This window comes from Myxosarcina sp. GI1(2024), from assembly GCF_053543375.1.
The window spans coordinates 88859-110377 of sequence record NZ_JBKGTY010000008.1 but is presented as its reverse complement, the minus strand read 5'-3'; the positions used below and the strand labels follow the sequence as shown (position 1 = coordinate 110377).

Annotated in this window: 25 protein-coding genes and 3 pseudogenes; 24 read left to right on the top strand and 4 right to left on the bottom strand. The window is 40.5% G+C overall.

Annotated features, from left to right (window positions below; all coding sequences use genetic code 11):
• Positions 1-19 precede the first annotated feature (19 nt).
• Positions 20-166: pseudogene (locus ACLFKQ_RS23410) on the bottom strand (helix-turn-helix domain-containing protein); the annotation flags it as partial.
• Between the two features lie 118 nt (positions 167-284).
• Here ACLFKQ_RS23410 and ACLFKQ_RS23405 point away from each other — a divergent pair.
• The 16 genes and pseudogenes from ACLFKQ_RS23405 to ACLFKQ_RS23330 all read left to right on the top strand — a co-directional run bounded on the left by ACLFKQ_RS23405 (position 285) and on the right by ACLFKQ_RS23330 (position 13636).
• Positions 285-1139: a MerR family transcriptional regulator gene (locus ACLFKQ_RS23405; RefSeq protein WP_449002113.1), complete on the top strand. Its 855-nt coding sequence runs from the start codon at positions 285-287 to the stop codon at positions 1137-1139.
• Between the two features lie 199 nt (positions 1140-1338).
• Positions 1339-1773 (top strand): DUF6326 family protein, encoded by a 435-nt coding sequence (locus ACLFKQ_RS23400; protein WP_449002112.1) that lies wholly within the window; start codon positions 1339-1341, stop codon positions 1771-1773.
• Positions 1774-2050: 277 nt separating this feature from the next.
• Positions 2051-2749 carry a class I SAM-dependent methyltransferase gene (locus ACLFKQ_RS23395; protein ID WP_449002111.1) on the top strand — a complete coding sequence of 233 codons (699 nt, stop codon included), beginning with the start codon at positions 2051-2053 and terminating at the stop codon, positions 2747-2749.
• Positions 2750-2794: 45 nt separating this feature from the next.
• Positions 2795-3448 (top strand): hypothetical protein, encoded by a 654-nt coding sequence (locus ACLFKQ_RS23390; RefSeq protein ID WP_449002110.1) that lies wholly within the window; start codon positions 2795-2797, stop codon positions 3446-3448.
• Between the two features lie 41 nt (positions 3449-3489).
• Positions 3490-3900 carry a hypothetical protein gene (locus tag ACLFKQ_RS23385; RefSeq protein WP_449002109.1) on the top strand — a complete coding sequence of 137 codons (411 nt, stop codon included), beginning with the start codon at positions 3490-3492 and terminating at the stop codon, positions 3898-3900.
• A gap of 93 nt (positions 3901-3993) precedes the next feature.
• On the top strand, positions 3994-4626 hold the full coding sequence (locus ACLFKQ_RS23380; RefSeq protein ID WP_449002108.1) for a class I SAM-dependent methyltransferase: 633 nt from the start codon (positions 3994-3996) through the stop codon (positions 4624-4626).
• Positions 4619-5119: an AAA family ATPase gene (locus tag ACLFKQ_RS23375; RefSeq protein WP_449002107.1), complete on the top strand. Its 501-nt coding sequence runs from the start codon at positions 4619-4621 to the stop codon at positions 5117-5119. The genes ACLFKQ_RS23380 and ACLFKQ_RS23375 overlap by 8 nt, the downstream gene beginning before the upstream one ends.
• Positions 5120-5256: 137 nt before the next feature.
• Complete coding sequence (locus ACLFKQ_RS23370) at positions 5257-6192, top strand: hypothetical protein (RefSeq protein WP_449002106.1); 936 nt, start codon at positions 5257-5259, stop codon at positions 6190-6192.
• Entirely contained in the window at positions 6101-6823 is a 723-nt protein-coding gene (locus tag ACLFKQ_RS23365; RefSeq protein WP_449002105.1) for a TolC family protein, read from the top strand. Before ACLFKQ_RS23370 ends, ACLFKQ_RS23365 begins: the two co-directional genes overlap by 92 nt.
• Positions 6824-7205: 382 nt before the next feature.
• Complete coding sequence (locus tag ACLFKQ_RS23360) at positions 7206-8147, top strand: lactate/malate family dehydrogenase (RefSeq protein WP_449002104.1); 942 nt, start codon at positions 7206-7208, stop codon at positions 8145-8147.
• Between the two features lie 58 nt (positions 8148-8205).
• A complete protein-coding gene (locus ACLFKQ_RS23355) occupies positions 8206-9417 on the top strand; it encodes an IS256 family transposase (protein WP_448998010.1) in 1212 nt (403 codons plus the stop codon).
• 33 nt (positions 9418-9450) lie between these two features.
• Positions 9451-10029 (top strand): annotated as a pseudogene (locus ACLFKQ_RS23350) (helicase-related protein); the annotation flags it as partial.
• Between the two features lie 4 nt (positions 10030-10033).
• Entirely contained in the window at positions 10034-11062 is a 1029-nt protein-coding gene (locus tag ACLFKQ_RS23345; RefSeq protein ID WP_449002103.1) for a hypothetical protein, read from the top strand.
• Positions 11063-11143: 81 nt separating this feature from the next.
• On the top strand, positions 11144-13003 hold the full coding sequence (locus ACLFKQ_RS23340; protein ID WP_449002102.1) for an Eco57I restriction-modification methylase domain-containing protein: 1860 nt from the start codon (positions 11144-11146) through the stop codon (positions 13001-13003).
• 29 nt (positions 13004-13032) lie between these two features.
• Complete coding sequence (locus tag ACLFKQ_RS23335) at positions 13033-13353, top strand: hypothetical protein (RefSeq protein ID WP_449002101.1); 321 nt, start codon at positions 13033-13035, stop codon at positions 13351-13353.
• Between the two features lie 97 nt (positions 13354-13450).
• Positions 13451-13636, top strand: coding sequence for a hypothetical protein (locus ACLFKQ_RS23330; protein ID WP_449002100.1), 186 nt, complete (start codon positions 13451-13453; stop codon positions 13634-13636).
• 59 nt (positions 13637-13695) lie between these two features.
• Here ACLFKQ_RS23330 and ACLFKQ_RS23325 read toward each other — a convergent pair whose 3' ends face one another.
• Positions 13696-14175 (bottom strand): hypothetical protein, encoded by a 480-nt coding sequence (locus ACLFKQ_RS23325; RefSeq protein ID WP_449002099.1) that lies wholly within the window; start codon positions 14173-14175, stop codon positions 13696-13698.
• A 237-nt stretch (positions 14176-14412) separates the two neighbouring features.
• Entirely contained in the window at positions 14413-15315 is a 903-nt protein-coding gene (locus ACLFKQ_RS23320) for a hypothetical protein (protein WP_449002098.1), read from the bottom strand.
• A 246-nt stretch (positions 15316-15561) separates the two neighbouring features.
• Here ACLFKQ_RS23320 and parA point away from each other — a divergent pair, with 246 nt between their 5' ends.
• The 4 genes from parA (at position 15562) to ACLFKQ_RS23300 (ending at position 19259) form a co-directional block, all read left to right on the top strand.
• Positions 15562-16203, top strand: coding sequence for a ParA family partition ATPase (parA, locus tag ACLFKQ_RS23315; protein ID WP_449002243.1), 642 nt, complete (start codon positions 15562-15564; stop codon positions 16201-16203).
• Complete coding sequence (locus ACLFKQ_RS23310; RefSeq protein WP_449002097.1) at positions 16193-16408, top strand: plasmid partition protein ParG; 216 nt, start codon at positions 16193-16195, stop codon at positions 16406-16408. The genes parA and ACLFKQ_RS23310 overlap by 11 nt, the downstream gene beginning before the upstream one ends.
• 276 nt (positions 16409-16684) lie before the next feature.
• Complete coding sequence (locus ACLFKQ_RS23305) at positions 16685-16936, top strand: helix-turn-helix domain-containing protein (protein WP_449002096.1); 252 nt, start codon at positions 16685-16687, stop codon at positions 16934-16936.
• An 85-nt stretch (positions 16937-17021) separates the two neighbouring features.
• Entirely contained in the window at positions 17022-19259 is a 2238-nt protein-coding gene (locus ACLFKQ_RS23300) for an ATP-binding domain-containing protein (RefSeq protein ID WP_449002095.1), read from the top strand.
• 93 nt (positions 19260-19352) lie between these two features.
• Here the strand turns inward: ACLFKQ_RS23300 and ACLFKQ_RS23295 are convergent, their stop codons facing one another.
• Positions 19353-19529 (bottom strand): hypothetical protein, encoded by a 177-nt coding sequence (locus ACLFKQ_RS23295; protein ID WP_449002094.1) that lies wholly within the window; start codon positions 19527-19529, stop codon positions 19353-19355.
• A gap of 472 nt (positions 19530-20001) precedes the next feature.
• On the opposite strand from ACLFKQ_RS23295, the gene ACLFKQ_RS23290 reads away from it, so the two are divergent.
• The 4 genes and pseudogenes from ACLFKQ_RS23290 to ACLFKQ_RS23275 all read left to right on the top strand — a co-directional run.
• Positions 20002-20397 (top strand): hypothetical protein, encoded by a 396-nt coding sequence (locus tag ACLFKQ_RS23290; protein ID WP_449002093.1) that lies wholly within the window; start codon positions 20002-20004, stop codon positions 20395-20397.
• Positions 20398-20445: 48 nt separating this feature from the next.
• A pseudogene (locus ACLFKQ_RS23285) lies at positions 20446-20945 on the top strand (DUF1643 domain-containing protein).
• An 18-nt stretch (positions 20946-20963) separates the two neighbouring features.
• Positions 20964-21215: an AbrB/MazE/SpoVT family DNA-binding domain-containing protein gene (locus ACLFKQ_RS23280; RefSeq protein WP_449002092.1), complete on the top strand. Its 252-nt coding sequence runs from the start codon at positions 20964-20966 to the stop codon at positions 21213-21215.
• Positions 21212-21519: type II toxin-antitoxin system PemK/MazF family toxin (locus tag ACLFKQ_RS23275; RefSeq protein WP_449002091.1), on the top strand; the 308-nt coding region annotated here is incomplete at its 3' end. The genes ACLFKQ_RS23280 and ACLFKQ_RS23275, both read left to right, overlap by 4 nt.

Below are 21519 nucleotides of genomic sequence, written 5' to 3'. Positions count from 1 at the left end.
AAAAACCCAAAAGGTATATCTACCTTAATCTATAAGCTTTCGGTGTAATACCAGTAATCTGTCGCAATTGTTTGCTCAAATGGCTATGACTACTAAAACCACATTCCAAAGCAATATCGATAATTAATCGATCTGTTTTTTTCAATAATTGCTTGGCTTGTTCTACTATCTCCGCTATGGGCATTTAAAAGTTTATTGTAAAGAAATTTTGCATCTTGCTTGAACTTCACGTTACGTCACCCCCTATTTTAAAGGTACAGAGAAGTAGAAATAACGAAAACACCATGTACAGTATTGGGGAATACGCCAGAATTGCTCAGGTTTCTAAACGATTGCTGCGTTACTACGATGAGATTGGTTTGTTCCAACCTGTCAAAATAGATCGCGCTAGCGGACATCGTTACTATAGCGCGAGTCAACTGTCAGAACTTAACCGCATTCTGGCATTAAAAGATCTGGGAATATCGTTAAATCAAATTCAAAGGTTTGTCCACGATGATATTTCTCCTACAGAAATACAGGGAATGTTATCTCTGAAAAAAGCGGAGTTGGAACAGCAGGTATTATCAGAACTTAAATGTATTCGTACTATTGAATCCCGTCTCAAGCAAATTCAGGATCGCGATAGCTTAGTAAAAGATGTAATCGTTAAAGAAGTCCCCCAACAAAGACTAATCGGACTACGCAAAGTCTTACCAACCGATGATTCAGCAGAAGAACTTTTTGGGTCTTTGATTCATGCTCTTTCTGGCGACAATAATAGTACCTATGGAGCGATGACCATTGTTGTACATGGGGATGGTATAACGAGCGATCGCACCGATCTTGAAGCGGGACGGTTGCTACATAAAACTAATCATGCTCCCATAACTACCTATGACGGTTTGACTCTAGATACGCGATCGCTACCTGGAGCAACAATGGCAACCTTGATTCCGCCAACAGACTGCTGTGCCAGACTTCTAGGGCATAATGCGCTCGGTGAGTGGGTTGAAGCCAATCATTATGCTTTTGCAGGTCCCGTGCGGTTAGTTTTTCTGGAATTACCCAAACATCCAGGAGATTCAGACTTTGTAACGGAAATTCAATTTCCCATCCGCAAGCGAGAAGTAGATCTGAACTTGCTGTCTACAAACTAGCACTGCGATATGCCAAAGGCATCACGCTCCGCGTATCGCACTCAAGGACAACGGTGAAACGCTGCTGTCCGATCCAATAGTCGCTCGGGTTGCCCTGTATGGCTTGCTACTAGTCGGTGCGTGATTTGGGACTGCCGCTGGTTTCGGTCATGCCAACCCAACCCGAACGAACAGAAAATTTTGACAAAGGAGAAAAAACATGAATTTGCAGAAACAAATACTGGCAATGGAAACGAAAGCTAAGCTATCCACTCTGTGGATGTTTTTCTTACTCAATACGATATTTCGGGATATCCATGAATTTATTGAGCCTGGCTTCATTGAACAATTGATGACCGAGACATTCAATGGGACTCCAATAACAGAGCATCTGTTGCTGTTGGGTGGTTTCGTCGCTGAAGTGCCGATTTCCATGGTTCTCCTCTCTCGGCTACTGCCCTATGGTGCCAATCGTTGGGCTAATATCATTGCCGCTGTGATTACCCTCTCATTTGAAATCAAAAATGGCACAACCGATCTGGACGATACCTTTCACATGGTCATCGAAATTACCGCGCTGTTCTCCATCATTTGGTCAGCATGGCGGTGGCGGAATCCAGCTTCCAAGTACTACTCAACCAGTCAGGAAGCATGATTTTTATAGACATGCCTCAGATGCGAGAAATGAAGAAACCGTTTAATTAAATCAACGAGTTCGAGAAAGCAAAACCATTGAAATCGCTATCTCCATCAACACTGCAAACAATAATACGGCACTGCCTGGAAGTTGCTGACTCATTCGATCCAAAGATTCTAAAGAACCGTACAGACGAATTCCCAACTAACAATTAAATGCAGCCAGAGTAAATAGTCGAACATTGAACATTAATGATTTTCCTAAATTGAGAATTGAATATCACAAACTAAAAATTATGAAAGCAATGGAATGGACAATCGGATGGTGGCGAGTCTCTCTTCAACGAGTTTATCCTACGGTCGCGCAACTGTCTCAAACCTACGATAAGGCTGCTCTCCAGTGGCACGAGCATCTTAGACTTTTAGGGTATTGCCATGCCTATCGTCAGCTGTGGAAATCGCTGAAAGATGCCGATCTTGTACCTCACTGGCAAGATAATTTAGCGATTTGCGATTGTGGAATTGGCACGGCAGCATTTAGCTTGGCATTTGCTCAAGCGATCGCTCCCAAAGCGCACATTACTGGAGTTGATATTTCACCTCAGATGCTAAAAATTGCCCACCAAAAACTCAGACAAACAAACGTTAGTCATCAAATCTGTCAAAGTGACGTAAGGAGGTTGCCATTTGCAGACGAATGCTTCGATGGGGTCATCAGTGCCCACGTACTCGAACACTTGCCTAATCCAGAACAGGGGTTAAAGGAAATAGTAAGAGTTTTACGTCCAGAAGCACCATTAATCCTTGCTGTTACTCAGCCTAAATTGCTAGGCAGGTTGATTCAGTGGCATTGGGGCAATCGTTGTTTTGCTGAAACAGAACTTTCAGAATTGATGTGTGAAGCAGGATTAACTAATTTACAGTTTTTTCCCTTTCCAATGGGACTAACTCGCCTCACGAGCTTTGTTTGTATCGGATTTAAAAGTTCAAGGTAAGAAATATACAGCGATCGCTCTTGATAAATTCGAGAAGAATGAGCTATGAATTTAGAACTAGACCATGTTTTCATTCTGGTAAAGCCAGAAGCTAAAGTAGCAGATTTACTAATTGCCAAAGGGTTTGAGGAAGGGACTCGAAATATACATCCAGGTCAAGGTACTTCTAATCGTCGCTTTTTTTTCAGTAATGGAATGTTGGAGTTTATCTGGATTCGCAATCTAGCAGAAGCGAAAAATGGTGCTGGTCGAGATTTGCTGTTGCCAGAAAGAGATACAAACCCTGCTGCGTCACCATTTGGCGTTATTTTACGGCAAAAAGACGGTGTTAATTTAGAAACTTCAGAAATGCCGTTTGACGGTTGGAGTTATCAACCCACCTATTTCGCTCCACCAAAAGCATTTCACGTTGGGGCAAATTCCCCGAACATATCCGAACCCCTCTGCATTTATGTTCCCTTTTCTCTACCCAAATCTTCAGTCAACAAAGGTAAAATCAATAGTTCTTTTGCTATTAGCAATGTCTGCATTCATATACCATCAGCAGATCGCAATGAAGTCCTTGAAACTGTAGATCGAGCGGACAGACTTTCGATTCAATATGGTAAGGAGCATTTAATAGAAATGGTATTAAACGATCGCTCTACCAAAAAGATTGTAGATTTTCGACCAGAAATTCCTTTGATTATGTACTGGTAGTTATAACCTCAACAACAGGAGAAAAAAAGAAGATGCAGGAAATGAACTTTACCTCAACTCACAAATATTTACTTTCAGCATTACAGCAACCTTGGACGGTATTTTATACCAAAATAATTGCGATTGCTTTACTCTACGGCGCAACGGTTCATGTGGGTAATATTCTCGGACTGACTGGAACACCTTGGACTGACACACCTCTTCTATGGCGATCGCTAGATATCATCTTGTTAATTTTCGATCTAGTAACCGCGATTGCGCTGTGGCGAGGATTAGCATGGTCGATTTGGTTATTGTTTGGCGGTATTTTACTGCTGCAAATTTTACCTTATACTCTATTGCGATCGCGCTTTATCCTTAAGCCAGAAGACGCTCAAGTGCTTAATAGTTTGCTGGCTACTGAGGTTTTACTATTGAGTGTTTTGATTCTGCTGGTTGTATTTAAAAAATAATTACGCTTCACAGTCAAACAAAGCATAACGCCTTGGGATCGGGATTTAGGCATAAGTAATGAATCAATCATCTATGAAATGGAGAAAGTTTACATGACTACTTCTACTAAATTTTGGGACAAAATTGCCGATAAATATTCAAAGCAACCTATTGCTGACGAGGCATCGTATCAGAAAAAATTGCAAGTTACCCAAGGTTACTTTAAACCAGACTGGTCGGTGTTGGAGTTTGGATGCAGTACGGGAGGGACTGCCATTATTCACGCACCTTTCGTTAGGCATCTGAGGGCGATCGATATCTCATCAGAAATGATTAAAATTGCTAAAGGTAAGGCAGAAGCCCAAGGTATTAATAATGTAACTTTTGAACAATTAACCATCGAAGAATTAGAGGTGGAAGATTGCACCTATGATGCGGTGTTAGGACTGAGTATTTTACACTTGTTAGAAGATCGAGAACAAGCGATCGCCAAAGTTTATCGAATGCTCAAACCAGGGGGAATTTTCGTTACCAGTACAGTCTGTCTGGGAGATAATATGGGTTGGTTTAAACTCATCGCACCTATCGGCAGATTTTTGGGAGTTTTCCCTTTAGTCAAGGTTTTTACGGTGAAAGAATTAGTAACAAGTCTGACTGATGCTGGTTTTGCGATTGATTACCAATGGCAACCAGACAAAAATAAAGCAGTATTTATCGTAGCGAAGAAGGCTGAGAGCGATGAGTAAACAAGGAACGCTAATCTTCTTTTGTGGCAAGATGGGTTCTGGTAAATCGACAAAAGCAATCGAACTAGCGAATGAATATGATGCCATACTATTGTCTGAAGATGAATGGTTGTCGGCTGTTTACCCAGAGGAAATTAAAGTATTTAACGATTATCTAAAATATTCATCCCGTCTCAAGCCTTTATTAAAGAATCACATCCAAAATCTCTTAAATTCTGGTATTTCCGTAATCATGGATTTTCCAGGTAATACTCGTAATCAACGAGCTTGGTTTAAAGAGGTATTTTCCGAGTATGAAATACCGCACAAATTATATTATCTCGAAGTAAGTGACGAACTCTGTTTAAAGCAGATCGAACAGCGTAAAAAAATTAATCCAAGTCGCGCTGATTTTGATACCGAAGAAGTTTTTCATCAAGTAAATAGTTATTTTCAACCTCCCACCGAAGAAGAGGATTTTAATATACAGATAGTAAAAAGAGAAAATATATGATGTAGTGTTTTGATGCATAGCGATCGCCCCGCTCAAACTCAGAACGCATTGAATATAAGCCAACCCTGCTCAAAAACCTTAACTACATGGGAACAATAAAACTACAGAAAGTCCCACTGATATGAGGTTCGATATTGATGAAGAGGGTTAGCAAGTTAGTTGTCTATGGACTAGTCACAGCAGCGATCGCAATATCTCTAACTTTTACTAACTTCTTTCCCCTACCTAGTTGGGCAACAGCTACCCAGACACAGGAAGCGACCACCAGACCCAAGAGGCTAAAAATTACCGTCAAAGTTTCAGAACCAGATGATCTCAAAATCTCTGAAGGTGAGGAAGTAACTCAAGGTGAAATCATTGCCGATCGCGAACGAGAACGAAATAGACTAACCAACCAACAGAAACAATTACAGCTATCTCTCGACCGAATAGGCGCAGCTTCTATCACGCCACCAGCTACACCTCAAGCAGTACCGACGGTGATGGCACTACCGCCAGTTAGTTATCTCGAACATGAAGCAGCAGTAGAAAAAACCAAGGCAGCGATCGCACAGGTTGAATCGGAACTTGAACTCAAACAGGAAGAAATTACCTATTTAAAAGGAGTCAAAAACCTCGATCCGATTATCCTCGAACACGAACAAGCCAAACTGAAGCAGCTAAAACAGCAGCACACCGCAGCAGTCAGAGATTACCAGCTAGCGATGGGCAAAATGCAGAGTGCTAAAGACAGCAGGAAATACCAAGAGTACCAAGCTTCGATTAATTCCGCCCGTCGCGTAGAAGAAATGAATCAGGCTCGTCTTAACTACCAAAGACAACTAGCAGAATACGAACAAAGACTTACAGACAGAGAATTTCAAGTGACACAGCTACAGGAGAAACTAAATGATATCGAGAATGCGATCGCTACCTTATCCGTTGTTAAATCTCCCTATGCTGGTACTGTACGCCGCGTTAATTGGCTCGGTCAATCCTCAGATGGCAGCCTCACAGCCGAAGTTACCCTCATGGTCGGAAGGCAGAAGTCAGAAGTCAGGAGTCAGAAGTCAGGAGTTAAAACCAACAATTGAACTGCCCTGTCTCAACAGCAGTAATGAATGCGTAGAACAACTAACCAAAGGAGCGATCGCCAATTCCAATAAACTCCAGCAGACAGCAGAAAGAATCGCTCTCATCGAACAGAAACTAGCGGTGACGGAAGATCGTATCGACTACACCAGCAAGAAGAAGTGGACTAACTATATCACCACCAATCCCGTTGATATCATTCAAAATCTCTTTGGTGGTGGTGGTATGCAGAGGGATAATCTAGCGATCGCCAATCTAGAAATTAGAACCGCAGACTTATTGGCAGCTAAAGCGGAACTAGAGCGACAGCAGGAAGAAGAGAAGGGGAAAATTGAAGATGAAGTGCTTAACCTACTTTTAGATATTGATGCTGCCAACCGCAAACATGAGTTACTAACTTCTCAACTAGAGACTTTAGAGCAGCAAAGAGAAGTAACGAGGATTGCTTATAAGTACGGTAGGGGTAGTACCAGTCAGTTATTGGGAATGGAGGATAGGCGCGATCGCACTATCGAGCAGATTGTTGAGGTTGAGATTGAGAAGGATGAGTCTTTACGAGAGTTATTGCAGTTGGTTGAGGAAAAGAAACAAGATAAATATTCTCAAATAGAACAAGAGAAGTATCAAAGGTAGGGCGATTGTTGTTGATGAGGAACTAGAACAATTAAAAGAGCGTTTATTCTCCTTATAAAACTTATCATTCATGTCAATAAATTATTAATTAAAATAAAAACATAATTAGTTATTAAAAAACGAATTTTTTCTGAGTTTGCCAGAAAAAAATACTTATGGTTTGAAGATTCAGTGTGGAGTGAGAGAGGTATAAGTTGAGTTCTCATCACCGTGACTGGTGTTTAAAACTATGTTGAAAGCTATTATTTTTTTGGGTTTCATGATATTTTTCATTCTATTTTGGCGTTGGGTGCTGTCGAATAATACAGATTCTTCTCCCCCGCCCGGACGCATTTAGTCCTACTAGAAATTGAGAGAGCTTCTTAGAGGTTAGGGGGTTGATATGGACATTGCTATTATTGGTGCTAGCGGTACTATTGGTCGCCAAATAGCTATTTCGTTAGTACAAGAACACGTAACCTCCTTTTCGTCTCGACTTCAACTTGTGGGAAGATGGGGTGGGGCTAGCGAGCGCATACTTCCGGCTTTGGCATCAGATTTATCAGATGCCTATGCTGAAATTATCCCAGAGATTGAAGTAGTCTTCGAGCCGACAGAAGTGAGAGCTGATATCATTATTGTCGCTGCTGGTCAAACTGTCAGTGCCAAGCCAGCTCACTTGTTAAATCGTACGCCAGATCGTTTGGAACTAGCCAAGATCAATTTTCCGATCCTGAAAACTTACGCACAAGCACTCGAATCAAAAGCCCATGGAGAGGAAATTGTTTTAGTAATCACTAATCCTGTTGAACTTGGAGTTCACATTTTTAGTCAGCATCATCCTCGTTCTAGAGTTATTGGAATGGGAGCTTTTCTAGATACTTTGCGCTTCAGGAGAGAAATTGCCACGGAATTAGGGATTCGTCGTCAGAATGTCCAGGGGTTTGTGTTAGGAGAACACGGGATGTCTATGGTTCCTTGTTGGAGTACCGTCAGTGCCTACGGCTTCAATTCAAGAGAGGGTCTGGCAAAACTTCAAGGGTTGAAGCGTTCGGATGACCCCGATAAGAAGACTGCTCTAATAAACATCATGGAAATTCTAGCTCAAGAAGGAACACTAGCAGCTTATCGCAAGACCGCTAGCTTTAGTGCTGCTCTGAGAACTTTCATTAAACCGTTTATCACTCATTGCTCGGGTGAGAAAACTCCAGTAGGGGTGGCAGAAATCATTACACGACTAGTAGAAACTATCGTCATGGGAAATCAAGTGCTAGCAGCAGCCCAAGTAGCCCTGCAAGGTGAGTTTTTAGGTATTGAAGGCGTGACAGGCGGGTATGTAAAATAAATTGTGTCAAAGGTCAAAACACACTCTAATAAATAGAATTAATGTGAGGAATGAGACTATGACCTTTCGACCAGAGTTAATTGATGAACTGCTCAAAGACTATGAAAAACCAGAAGACCTTATTGGAGAAGGAGGAATCCTCAAACAACTGACCAAAAAACTCGTAGAGCGTTGTTTAGAAGCTGAAATAGACGTACATCTAGAGACTCAGAAGGCAGAGCGGGGCAAAAAAGAGCGACAAAATCGACGCAACGGACACAGCCGTAAAACCATTAAGGGGGAGTTTGGCGAAGCGGAACTTGCCGTGCCTCGCGATCGCGATCGCCAATTCGAGCCTCAGATGGTCAAAAAAGGACAAACTCGTTTTACAGGCTTCGATGACAAGATTCTCGCCCTGTATGCGAGAGGAATGACCACTCGTGATATCCAAGCCCAACTACAAGACCTTTATGGAGTAGAAGTATCGCCAGCCCTGGTATCTCAAGTAACCAATGCGGTTCATGAAGAGCGACTCCAGTGGCAAAATCGCAGCCTAGAGGCAGTGTATCCAATTATCTTTTTTGATGCTTTGGTCGTCAAAGTCAGACAGGAGGGAAGAGTCATCAACAAAGCCGTCCATCTAGCTCTGGGAATCAACATCGAAGGCGATAAGGAGTTATTGGGGCTGTGGATGACCCAGACAGAAACGGCAAAATTCTGGCTGTCGGTGTTAACTGAGTTAAAGAATCGTGGAGTCAAGGATATCTTTATTGCTTGTATCGATGGTCTGACGGGCTTCGCCGAAGCGATTGAAACGGTATTTACGCAAACCCGCGTACAGTTATGTATGGTACACATGGTCAGGAACTCCCTACGCTATGTCTCCTACAAACACCGTAAAGCTGTTGCCGCTGACCTCAAACGAGTGTACACTGCCGCTACTGAAGCTGAAGCCGAACAGGCACTAATAACTTTTGCTGACAAGTGGGACTCCACTTATGCCCCAATTAGTAGGTCTTGGCTGGCTCACTGGCAGCACGTGATTCCGTTTTTCCAGTTTCCTCCAGAAATCCGTCGCATTATTTACACCACTAATGCGATCGAGTCGATGAATATGACTCTTAGAAAAGTGTTGAAGAATCATCGGATTTTTCCAACAGATGAAGCTGCGCTCAAAGTTATTTATCTTGCGATTAATAACTTATCTCAGAGATGGACTAGACCTTTACGGGATTGGAAAGCTGCTTTAAATCGATTTGCCATCGAGTTTGAAGGACGGCTTCCACTTTAACTTTCTTTGACACAAACTTATTGACAGATCCATGTAGTTTACTCCACTCGTACTTACACCCCTACACCAGCAGCACCAGAGGGTGTATTACTTTATATGAAAACTTCCGAAGGTAATGATTCTCTAATCTGGGTTGACCGCGATGGCAAAAACGTTACTCAATCTCAACTAGCAATTCTCAAGGCAGCAGCTTGTGAGCCTGATACACCAGCGATCGCTAAAGACGAGCAACATCACGAGCTAGTTAAAAAAGGTGCTGAGTTAATTATTCAAGAAGAGAAAAATGTTGGAGGACAATTAGGAAGACCTTCAGGAGCAAGATTTCGCACCTACGAACGTCTCAAACGTTATGCGGAAGAAAATCGAGGAACTCTGTTTGTTACTGAAGAACTACTCAAGGCAATTGAAGAAATTTATCGCTATCCAATAAGACAGTCAGCAATTGATACCCTAAATCGTCAACTTAAAAGTGGAATTAGCGACCAGCAGCTAGTGGAATTGGTTGTTTCCCTAAGAACAGACGATCGCTTGTGCATTATCGGCGAAGAAGCGATTCATCGAGAACCTCAAATTATTTGTTCGCTGGGACTTTTCGAGTCAAAAGGAGTTTAGAAAAATGCCAATTGATAAAAGAAAAACGAGAAATTATTTGCAGGGATTTAATTTTGAACCGCTGTTCATAGAAGAATTAGGTTGGGACTATTACGAAGGTCAAAACCTATCTTTAAAGATTGAGGACGAGAATTATCTTCTCAAGGGACTGGTTGAAAAGCGGGGAATGATAGTCTACTGCTGCGAACCAGACAGTGAAGGCAAAATTCCTAATTACCCTATTCGTCGCAAGATCGAGCGAGAGGTTGCTAATTATCAATACGAACACCTGATTATATATGTAGATGCCGACAAGACGGAACAAGTTTGGCAGTGGGTCAAACGCGAAATTCGTCAGCCCCTACGCTGTCGGGAACATCGCTTTCACAAAAGCCAATCAGGAGATGCCTTAATTCAAAAATTAGAGGCGCTCGCCTTTTCTCTTGAGGATGAGGAATCGCTTACCTTAGTTGATGTAACAGGTCGCGCTCGCAGAGCTTTTGATGTAGATAGAGTTACCAAGAAGTTTTACGAACGGTTTAAAAAAGAACACGCTGCTTTCTTTAGATTTATTCAGGGCATTGAGTCTACTACAGATAAGGAATGGTACACATCCTTGATGCTCAATCGCTTGATGTTCATTTATTTCATTCAAAAAAAAGGATTTTTAGATGGTGATATTGACTATCTCCGTCACAGACTGCAAATGTGTCAGCAAGAAAATGGTCGAGATGCGTTCCACTCTTTCTATCGATATTTTCTACTCAGGCTTTGTCATGAAGGTTTAGGAAAACAAGACCGTTCATCTGAACTAAAGAAATTATTAGGCAAAGTTCCCTATTTAAATGGTGGTTTATTTGAAGTGCATCCACTGGAAATAATCAATCCTGAAATTCATATTCCTGATGAAGCGTTTGAGAAAATTTTTAACTTCTTTGAGGAATATCAGTGGCATTTAGACGATCGCCCACTCAAAAATGACCAGGAAATTAATCCTGATGTATTGGGTTACATCTTTGAAAAATACACCAATCAGAAGCAAATGGGAGCTTAATTACACCAAAGAAGATATCACCGAGTACATCAGTAAAAACTGTGTTATTCCCTTTATTTTTGAAAAAGTAGAAAGTTATTTATGCAATTCCTCTTCCAAGAAAATGGCTTAGGCGATAAACTGTTACGGGACAATCCCGACCGCTATATTTATGAAGCTGTTCGCAAGGGTGTAGACATTCCCTTACCAGAAGCGATCTCAGTGGGAATAAATGATGTCTCTAAAAGAGAAAATTGGAATCAACCAGCCGAGCAAAATTATGCTTTACCAACTGAAACCTGGCGCGAACACATAGCTCGTCGTATTCGTTGTCTAGAGTTACGGCAAAGGCTTGCTTCTGGTGGAATTAATTCGATAAATGATTTTATTACCTATAACTTAGATATTCGCCAGTTAGCACAAGATGTAATTGAAAACTGCTATGACCCAGAACTAATATGGGCATTTTATCAAGCTATTTTTGAAATCAAAATTTTAGACCCTACTTGTGGTTCTGGTGCATTTTTGTTCGCTGCTCTAAATATTTTAGAACCTTTATATGAAGCTTGTCTTGAGCGAATGCAAATTTTCTTAGATGAAGATTTCGTAGCTATTGATGAAAACTATGCTGAGATATTCGATCGCTTTCGCCAAATTCTTGAACAAGCAGATTGTCATCCCAATCGTCGCTATTTTATTCTCAAGTCCATTACTATTAACAATTTGTATGGTGTGGATATCATGCAGAAAGCTACAGAAATCTGTAAACTTCGACTGTTTCTTAAGTTAGTTGCTCAATTAGAACCAGATGTTTCCAAACCCAATTTAGATATAGAGCCACTGCCTGATATTGACTTTAATATTCGTGCTGGTAATACACTGGTTGGTTTTACTTCACTAGATGAAGTGAGAAATGCTATAGATCGTGAAATTAATGGACAAAAAAAGTTAGTTTACGACCATAGCATAATTGAAGAAATCGAACAGCAAGCTTCAATGACAGAGCGTACTTTTCAAGAATTTCTTAATTTGCAAAATAGTGATAAGGTTGACGGAAAACAAAGCTCTATAAAGAAAGCTAAACTTCGTAAAAACTTGAGTAAATTAAATGAAAGAGTTGACTGCTATTTAGCTGATGAATATGAACAAGATCAGTCAAAAAAACCAGCTAAATTTAAAAAATGGAAAGAGAGCCATCAACCTTTTCATTGGTTTGTTGAATTTTATGGAATTATTAAACGTGGTGGATTTGATGTGATTATTGGAAATCCCCCATATATAGAATATTCAAAAATTAGAAATTATTATAAGGTTATTGATAGTTTTTACTATAGCCTAAGAGCCACTAACTTGTTCGCATATGTAACAGAAAGAAGCATATTGTTAATGAATAAAAAATCTAAATTAGGTTTAATTATTCCTATTAGTTTTGTTTGTACTCAAAGAATGAAATATATACAAGATGTAGTTTTTAATAATTTATCTTGTATAAACTGGCATAGTTTTTATGCGGAAAGACCCTCAAAGTTATTTGAAGGAGCAGAAGTTTTATTGACAATTTCGATTATATCAAAAATATCTAACCTAAACTATTTAAATAAAAAATATACAACTGGTTTAAGAAAATGGTATTCCGAATCACGTCAGCATTTATTTAATACCATACATCTTAACTATGTTGATAAGCGTATTAATGGGTATATAGTTCCTAAAATTAGCGATACTATAGAAAATTCTATCTTAAATAAAATTATTACTAAATCTACAAAAAAATTAGGAAGCTTTTTTGTAGTAAATTCTTCCAATTTAATTTACTATAGAATTGGAGGTGGAAGATACTGGAAAATTTTTACTACTTTTCAACCTATATTTTTATCAAATGGAAAGTTATCGGTATCTAGTCGCGAAAAAAACTTTACTTTAATACATCAGAGCAGAGAGATATTGTCGTATCAGCTTTAAGTAGTAGTTTATTTTTTTGGTATTTTATTTTGACTACTAATAGTAGAGATTTAAATCCTTCTAATTTAAAAAATTTTCCTTTGGATATAGACTCGATCTCATCTAATAATAAAAACAAACTCATTAATTTATCTGGAATATTAATGGATGATTATCATAATAACAAGCAACAAAAGGAAAAAACATCAGCAAAAACAGGTCACATTATTTACGAAGAATTTTACCCTCGTTTATCAAAGCATATTATCGATAAAATAGATTGTGTCCTTAGTCAACACTATGGTTTTACTGATGAAGAACTAGACTTTATTATTAACTACGATATCAAATATCGAATGGGACAAAACTGAAAACTATTTTTGGTTCTGCTTTCATCTTTCTAAGAGAACTACAATTATAAAGTAGAAAGACGAGCCGAAGTCTACGCGCAGCGTAATTGCTCCTATCATGAGTATCATCAAAATCATTAGCATCAATCAATACACCCTAGCTGTCTTCTATACCTCGTCAGATTGCTATAAATACAGCATCATCGATGACTATGGGGTAGTCTACGAGCCAAATGAGATCTTCTACACCTGGGAAGCTGCCGAACGGGAAGGAAGAGAGGCAATAAATACTGTTTCTAATTAGTCAGTCAGCGATCGCTCTCATCGCACAAAAAAAAAGGGGGACGAACCCCCAAGAACAACTCAGCGCACAACAGGCACAGAGACAAACCAGACAAACCCGCCGACAGAACACCAGCCAGGACGAACCCAAACCACAACACCGACCAGACGCGAGACAACGAAGGCAAAAGCAGCAGCGCGAGAACGAGAAACAAAACCACACCAGACAACAGAGCCAGAAAAAGAGCGGGACGAAGAACGCAGCAGCCAAGAACAGCAACCACGAGACAACGCCAGACCAACCACGCGACGGAAGGAAACAGAAACGCGAGAAGCAGAAAAACGAGAACGAACAGAAAAAGAAAAACGCACGAGAAAAAACCCCCAAAGGAGAAACAACACCGTTTCTGGGAGCGGGGGCGTAGCGAAGGCATAGGGCAAGGCGGGCAAAATAATAAATGCGATCGCTTCCACAAAAAAATAGCCCGACGCAGCTTGTGTAACCCTTGCCGAGCGTTCGGGGTCTGGGGTGTCCCCAGATAACAAACCGGGTAGCGACATAAAAAGCCCCCGCTATACTTGAATTGCTGTGTGACATCAACTCCCCACCGATGTCTTTGGAAGCGAAGCGACGTATCCCCCAGAGGGGGCAGTGGGGGGAAAGCAATAAAACCGCGAAGCGACAATGTTATTGCTATAACGGGGAATCAATCTGTCCTGGATTGTCCAGGACACGTATGTGTTAGGCGGACTCAACGAAATCCGAATTTTGGGTAAAAATGGTGTGGTGAAAAATGGTCATTTGTTCCGATAAAAAACATTATTTGTATTTCTGATTTCTTCTAGAAGAATCTTGTGAACCTCTTTCAAGTTTGACTCTAACCATGTCGTATTGGATTTGTAGACCCCGGGAAAGTTTTTCAAGGTCAATAACTCGGTAACTTGATTATTGGGAGGCTCGGTAACTTGATTATTGGTAGTAATGGTAAATTTAAATTTCAGTATGCTGGAGAAGCCAGGGAAAAGTTTAAGGAAGCGTTGAAGTACTTTAGTCCCTGAAACGGCTCCAACAATCTCCTCTCGCTTAACTTGATAATAATTTTTGATCTTGTTCTCTGACGAGACGAAAAGGACCTTAACCGAGGAACCAAAAAGATTTAGGAAGAACAGATAGATAAATAACATAGTTATAGTAACGCGTAATCCATCACCGAGATTGACTACCAGTAATACTGGTTCATCTGGAAACATTATCGCTCGTTCGAAAAGCTCGATGAGTTTTTTAAATGTACCCTTTACTCCAAGGATTTCCTCTTGGGAACCTTCAATATCAGAAAATGTGATAAAGTCGCTTGAACTAGCTTTGGTAACTATTTCTTCAAGCTCAAGTTCGAAGTCCTTTAACTTGATCTTTTTGATCCTATCAAAGATACCAGGAAAAAGAGCAAAGATAAGAACTGCGACCGAGCCCCAAACCATAACGAAGGCTGGTGTTGTAGCAATGGGTGGTGTAGCAACTATTGCTATTGCAAGGAACCCATACCAAGCTCCAGCGATTATTATCGCAACAAACGAAAATGCGAAGCCTCGCTCGAGTGGCTTCTCAATGTATCTCCAAATGTTTTGTACCACATTCACTAAAAATTCCCAGGCATTCCTGAATGGTTTTAATTTTTTATTGTCCCTTCGCTTATTGGTCATGTGTTTTTGCTTAGTACGTTATTGGAACAATATCTAGAAAATTTCTGGATGCAACTCAATAATGGTCTTTTTTAACATAATCAGAATTAAAACCACGATAGTAAATTCACTGATGTTTGGTTAAACTGACTCAGCGCGTGACCCTTTAATTACCGTATTTACACCCTGTGGACAGATAGTAACTGAGAGTTTAAGCTGTACTCATAAATTCAAACCTTCATTTACTCATTTACTCATTTGATGAAGATGCCTACCACGATCGCCGTCTTGAACCAAAAAGGTGGCAGCGGTAAGACCACGATCGCCACCAATCTCGGTCATGCGATCGCCCTCGACGGGTACGAGGTTCTACTGGTCGATTCAGATCCACAGGGAAGTTTGCGTGATTGGAACGAAGCCAACGAAGGAGAGTTACTGCCTGTGGTGGGATTAGATCGCGAGACGCTACCCAAGGACTTAAAGGCAGTATCGAACGGTTATGACTTCGTCATTATCGATGGTGCGCCTCAAATCGCCAAGATGTCGGCAGCCGCAGTCAAAGCCGCTAATTTAGTTCTCATTCCAGTTCAACCCAGTCCCTATGACATCTGGGCGTGTGCCGACTTGGTAGACATTATCCAGGCTCGACAAGAGGTCACTGATGGTAAACCCTTGGCATACTTCATCATCAGCAGGGCGATCAAGAATACCAAGTTGGGCAACGAGATCGAAGCCGCTTTGGTAGATTACGAGCTGCCAGTGATGAAAGCACTGACGACTCAAAAAGTAGCCTATCCCACTACCGCTGCCGAGGGAATGACAGTGTTCGATGACCCAACCAGTGCTGCCGCTAAAGAGATTAACGCAATCAAAAACGAGCTGATGGAGATACTCAAGTATGGGGCTTAATGCGAAGAAAACCAGACGCGATCGCACCGACAAAGAACGGGCGATTAATGAAGCGATCAAACCAGACACCAAGAGATTGAACGCCGAAATACCCAGAGAATTGCATAGCCGCCTCAAGACTTTTGCAGCTCAACAAGAAACTAAGATAACGGAAGTAGTAATCGAAGCGATAACTGAGTATTTGAGTAAAAATTCAAATGAGTAAATGAAATAATCTAAGAACGGCAGAATCGAGCGCCCATCGACCTGAATGTTGCGATCGCAATAGCTCACTACTTCAGTTATCGTTAAGCTCTGAAATACCTTGCACAAGGATAGGAAACTCTTATTTTTTAGTTAAATATTTTTCATTCATCTTAAATTATCACTATGGAGGTGCGATCGCGATCGCATCTTTTTTTTTGCTGGCTGCCGAAGATAGTAAGCGAAATACACAGCACTTGCTTAGTCAAAAGCTGTCTCGAATACGCCAAAAGCGGTAATGAAAACTCAAAGAATCAAAAAACTCAAACAACCCTTTGTAGGTCAATTAATTCGCGAACTACGGCAGCTTTCGGGATTAACTCAAGAAGAACTGGCAACCAGCTTGGGTATCTCTTTTTCTACCATTAGTCGGTGGGAACGAGGTCGAGCTAATCCTTCGCCTGTTGCATCATCGCTAATAGAGACAAAGCTTACAGAGTTGGGGGAACGTGGTGAGAAGTTAATGAAGAAGTACTTAGCTCAAATTTGACAATAAGAGCGACCCTCATATCTTATAGCCTCTGCTAAAAAAAATTGTAAAAAACTTTATATCCATCATCTTTAAAGTAATTGTTATGCCAGTAGGAATTAACGAAAAAGGAAGAAAGTTTATAGAAACAGAGCCAATCGGTAAAGATGGCGAGCACTGTGAACAGAAATTATGGGATGCTTGTAAAAAAGCTTTTGCCGAGCGCGAATGTATTGGTTATTGGAGATATCCAATTTTTTCTAAAACTGGAGAAAGTAGGAAAGAGCCTGACATACTCATCGTAGAAAGAGAAATCGGTATAGTTATTATTGAAGTTAAATGTATTACAATAGACCAAATTGAATCAGTAAATGGTCATTTGTGGCAGTTTCAAAATTTTTATCAAAAGCAGGGAAATCCCTACCAACAAGCTGAAAATCAACTTTATGCTCTGCTTGGTTATTGCGATCGCGAAGAGATAATTCGTCGTCAAGTTAGAGCACGAGCCGTTGTCTGTTTACCCTTGATTACCGAAAAAGAATGGCAAAATAAAGGATTTGATCGACTTCCCAATTGTCCACCAATTATTTTTAAAGATCGATTAGGAGCAAAATCTTTAATTCAGCGAATCGAACAAAGTTCTCTAGTTCAATCAGGAAAAAATCTTAGTGATGAACAATGGGAACTTCTTCTTGCTGTCGTTGGTGGTACTCCCGTACTTCGCAAAACTCTCAGTAAATCTATAACTATTGCTCAAGATAATAAAACACGCTCTAGTGTAATTAATCAGTTAAAAGAACGTCTTTACGAATTAGACTTACAACAACAACACATCGGTTTAGAAATTCCCCCAGGAGCGCAGCGTATTCGAGGTATTGCTGGATCGGGTAAAACAGTCTTGCTTTGCCAAAAAGCTGCAAATATGCACCTCAAACATCCTGACTGGGATATTGCTTTGGTCTTTTTTACTCGTTCTCTATACGACCAGATAGAAAACTTAGTTGATAAATGGATGCGTCATTTTAGTTGCGGAGAACTTGACTATAAAAATAATGTTCAAGCTCAAAGTAAGTTGAGAATTCTGCACGCTTGGGGAGCTAGAAATAGACCAGGATTTTATCGAACTGTTTGTAAGGAAAATAATCAATATGCTTTAGGTGTTAAAGATACATCTTATAGACAACCTAACGAGGGTTTAGCTGATATTTGTAATTGGTTGATAAAAGAAAAAGAAGAAGTAGGGATTAAACTTATGTTTGATGCTGTTCTTATTGATGAAGGACAGGATTTAGTTGTAGACCCTGAAGAACTTAAATATGAAGGCAAACAGGCTATTTATTGGATGGCTTATAAGTCACTTCGTCCTTGCGAGCACTCACAACCAGAACAAAAAAGATTAATTTGGGCTTATGATGAAGCTCAAAGTTTGGATACGCTAAAAATTCCGACTGCTAAAGAATTATTTGGCGAAGAATTGAGTCAACTTCTTAGTAGAGGACGGCAATACAAAGGTGGTATTAACAAATCTGAGGTTATGCACAGATGTTATCGTACTCCTGGCGAAATTTTAACTGCTGCTCATGCGATTGGTATGGGTCTATTGCGCCCAGAAGGTATGCTATCAGGCTTAACTAGAAAAAATGAATGGGAAAGCATTGGATACGAAGTCCAAGGAGCTTTTAGAGAAGGACAAGAAGTAACTCTACATCGTCCTCCTGCTAATTCTCCCAATCCAATACCTACTCTTTGGGGTGAGTCAGTGGTTGAGTTTAATACATATAGTTCAAGACAGGAGGAGCTTACAGTCTTAGCCGAAAACATTAAACATAATTTTGAATATGATGGGCTGACACCTAGTAGACAAATTTTAGTATTGGCTTTGGGTAGCATTTATGAAGCTATGAAGTTAGAAACTCATGTTGCAAAATTTTTAATGGAGCAAGGGATTGAGATTTTTATTCCCAGTGGTACTAGATTAAATCAGTTAAATCCTAGATACCCTAATAACGATCCTGATACTTTTTGGTACGAAGGAGGAGTGACTGTATCTCGTATACCTCGTGCTAAAGGTAATGAGGCTGATATGGTCTATGTTGTAGGTTGTGATAATGTAGCCAAGAATGAATCTGATATTAATCTGCGAAATCAATTGTTTGTTGGACTAAGCAGAGCGCGAGGTTGGGTGAATTTAAGCGGCATTGGTTACTATCCCATGTATGACGAAATCAAACAAGTAATTGATAGTGGGGATACTTTCACCTTTACTTACAAAAACCCACGGCGTGATTGTGGCGATCTTGAAACAGATGATGAGAATTTAAAAGACATCAAGCGATCGCAATGAAGTCTCCTCATTAAATTGATGCGATCGCGCTGTTTGAGAAAAGTTTGGCTATCAGACTGGAACGAATGGTTATCGCTCCAGCCACACTTATTGCTAGCAAGTAGCTAGTTTCTCTTTGATGGACTGATAAAAGACCCGATCTTCTTGTTTTTCCTGCTTGAGTTGGTCTTTGAGGATTTCGACTTGACGCATACTAGGATGGTGTCGATATATATCTTTCAGCCAATCTACGTAAGCTAATCGAGTTTGATTCTTGGTTAAATCTGTCATGATTCCCTCCTTAATGTGGAAGTATTTCCAACCTGAAACGGTCCGAGCGGAAGTTCATTTCTCTTCGTTGGCAAAGTAAGCATAAGTGCCGATAGTTACAGCTAAAAGCCAGCCCAAAACTAAAACGCTAACTAATAGAATTGTCATGATGTTTCTCCTCAGTAAAATACTGAATTTGAGTTACGAACACAAGCTAACAATTTTGTCTAGTAATTTTAGTGTTTTTTAATAAACCAGGGAAATTGTCACATAGAGCAATAGAATTCTCAGACTGGTAAAGAACCCGAAAGCTGGCAATTACGATCTGGGATCGCCAATCTTTGATAGTTTCGCGCTCTGGGTTTTTCGTACTTTAACTCGATGGTGATGAGAAACTGATTCTGCTCGGAGGTGTTTATGAGTTAATGATTGTGAGCGATCGCCATAGCTTTTATCTATCTAGAGTGGTCGAGCTAATACTGAAGGGGAATAATTGAAAAGTAAATTTAACGAGTGCGATCGCCTTACCATGACCACTACAACCATCCTCTTTGAAACCATTACACCAGCACAAAAAGCTTACGACACGCTACAACCAATGATTGACGTGAGCATAGACTGTAATGCAGTTATTCACAACAAGACAGATGAGGAGTTAGTTAAGTGGTTGATAAGCGATCGCTACTATCAGGCTGGAGCTAAAAAGAAAATTTACTCCTATCCCGTTGGTATCATCAGTAAGTTCGACAAAACTACCATTTACCAATACCAAGACTTACAGATAAAACAAAAGTTTATTCCTCCTGCCGATTGGGAATTTGTTGCTAGAGATAGCCAGGGGAAGATAATCGATAAAACTTGGTGGGGCTATGAGGATAGGTTCGATTAATATTGGAATTTATATCGAGAACTTTCTTACAAAGGCAATAAAAAAACGATGGGAGGTGGTGCAGTAATAAGGGGCAATTATCGCTATTTACTATGGCGTGAATGGGATAGTCAAGGTAAAACCGTTTCCTTCATCATGCTCAATCCTAGTCGTGCTGATGCGGAAGTCAACGACCCAACTATCACTCGCTGCATTAACTTTGCTAAATTATGGGTCTATGGCAGATTAGAAGTAGTCAATCTCTTTGCTATCGTACTCCCCAACCATCATTACTCAAGCAAGCGGCAGAACCGATTGGCAAGGATAACGATCGCTTTATTCTAGAGAGTGTTTCAAAGTGCGATCGCGTCATCTTAGCCTGGGGCAATCATGGGACTTGGCAGAGGCAGGATTTATATATTCTCAAGCTACTAGAAACTTATATTCATCTCTACTGCTTTGGCATTACCAAGAAATGTTGTCCTCGTCATCCCCTTTATCTTCCTAGAACAACTAAACTTCAAAACTACCAAAGAGAGTTGAATCGAGTACAATTATACAATGTATAACTAAACAGCGCGACCGCAATGGAAGTAGAGTTAAGAAAGTGGGGCAACAGTATCGGACTCCGCATACCGAGCAAGGTAGCGCAGAGTTGGGGCATCGATGAGAATTCGGTAGTAGAGCTAACCGAGGAAGGAGACAGGCTGATTATCAGCAAGAAGCAGACCGTACCTACTTTGGATGAAATGTTAGATAGCATTCCCGAAGAGTTTGAATATCCCGACGATGTAGCTGATTTTGTCGGCAGCGAACCCGTAGGCGACGAACTGTTATGAAGATTCGGCGAGGAGAGGTAATCAGGATAAATCTCAATCCCACTCAGGGTAGAGAACAAGCTGGTGATGCTAGACCTTGTTTGGTGTTAAGTCACACTAAATATAATGTCAGAAGAGGGGGCATAGTTGTCGTCACTCCCCTGACTAGTACGATAAAGCCCCAAGTTAAGATGATGATTCCCATTCCTGAAAGCTTCAAGGCTAGAGGCTCGGTAATTGCCGAACAGGTAAGGACATTAGATCTCAAATCTCGCTGGTGGAAAACAACAGGTGAAGTATTGCCCACAGAATTTGTCGAGCGCGT

Bases quoted from the DNA above. Each gene is read 5' to 3' on its own strand.
- ACLFKQ_RS23280 (WP_449002092.1), top strand. From the start codon at position 20,964: ATGGAAGTAGAGTTAAGAAAGTGGGGCAACAGTATCGGACTCCGCATA.
- ACLFKQ_RS23320 (WP_449002098.1), bottom strand. From the start codon at position 15,315: ATGACCAATAAGCGAAGGGACAATAAAAAATTAAAACCATTCAGGAAT.
- ACLFKQ_RS23305 (WP_449002096.1), top strand. From the start codon at position 16,685: ATGAAAACTCAAAGAATCAAAAAACTCAAACAACCCTTTGTAGGTCAA.
- ACLFKQ_RS23300 (WP_449002095.1), top strand. From the start codon at position 17,022: ATGCCAGTAGGAATTAACGAAAAAGGAAGAAAGTTTATAGAAACAGAG.
- ACLFKQ_RS23395 (WP_449002111.1), top strand. From the start codon at position 2,051: ATGAAAGCAATGGAATGGACAATCGGATGGTGGCGAGTCTCTCTTCAA.
- parA (WP_449002243.1), top strand. From the start codon at position 15,562: ATGCCTACCACGATCGCCGTCTTGAACCAAAAAGGTGGCAGCGGTAAG.
- ACLFKQ_RS23405 (WP_449002113.1), top strand. From the start codon at position 285: ATGTACAGTATTGGGGAATACGCCAGAATTGCTCAGGTTTCTAAACGA.
- ACLFKQ_RS23355 (WP_448998010.1), top strand. From the start codon at position 8,206: ATGACCTTTCGACCAGAGTTAATTGATGAACTGCTCAAAGACTATGAA.
- ACLFKQ_RS23295 (WP_449002094.1), bottom strand. From the start codon at position 19,529: ATGACAGATTTAACCAAGAATCAAACTCGATTAGCTTACGTAGATTGG.
- ACLFKQ_RS23330 (WP_449002100.1), top strand. From the start codon at position 13,451: ATGAGTATCATCAAAATCATTAGCATCAATCAATACACCCTAGCTGTC.
- ACLFKQ_RS23380 (WP_449002108.1), top strand. From the start codon at position 3,994: ATGACTACTTCTACTAAATTTTGGGACAAAATTGCCGATAAATATTCA.
- ACLFKQ_RS23325 (WP_449002099.1), bottom strand. From the start codon at position 14,175: ATGTCGCTACCCGGTTTGTTATCTGGGGACACCCCAGACCCCGAACGC.
- ACLFKQ_RS23360 (WP_449002104.1), top strand. From the start codon at position 7,206: ATGGACATTGCTATTATTGGTGCTAGCGGTACTATTGGTCGCCAAATA.
- ACLFKQ_RS23365 (WP_449002105.1), top strand. From the start codon at position 6,101: ATGGCAGCCTCACAGCCGAAGTTACCCTCATGGTCGGAAGGCAGAAGT.
- ACLFKQ_RS23310 (WP_449002097.1), top strand. From the start codon at position 16,193: ATGGGGCTTAATGCGAAGAAAACCAGACGCGATCGCACCGACAAAGAA.
- ACLFKQ_RS23345 (WP_449002103.1), top strand. From the start codon at position 10,034: ATGCCAATTGATAAAAGAAAAACGAGAAATTATTTGCAGGGATTTAAT.
- ACLFKQ_RS23400 (WP_449002112.1), top strand. From the start codon at position 1,339: ATGAATTTGCAGAAACAAATACTGGCAATGGAAACGAAAGCTAAGCTA.
- ACLFKQ_RS23370 (WP_449002106.1), top strand. From the start codon at position 5,257: ATGAAGAGGGTTAGCAAGTTAGTTGTCTATGGACTAGTCACAGCAGCG.
- ACLFKQ_RS23375 (WP_449002107.1), top strand. From the start codon at position 4,619: ATGAGTAAACAAGGAACGCTAATCTTCTTTTGTGGCAAGATGGGTTCT.
- ACLFKQ_RS23385 (WP_449002109.1), top strand. From the start codon at position 3,490: ATGAACTTTACCTCAACTCACAAATATTTACTTTCAGCATTACAGCAA.
- ACLFKQ_RS23340 (WP_449002102.1), top strand. From the start codon at position 11,144: ATGCAATTCCTCTTCCAAGAAAATGGCTTAGGCGATAAACTGTTACGG.
- ACLFKQ_RS23390 (WP_449002110.1), top strand. From the start codon at position 2,795: ATGAATTTAGAACTAGACCATGTTTTCATTCTGGTAAAGCCAGAAGCT.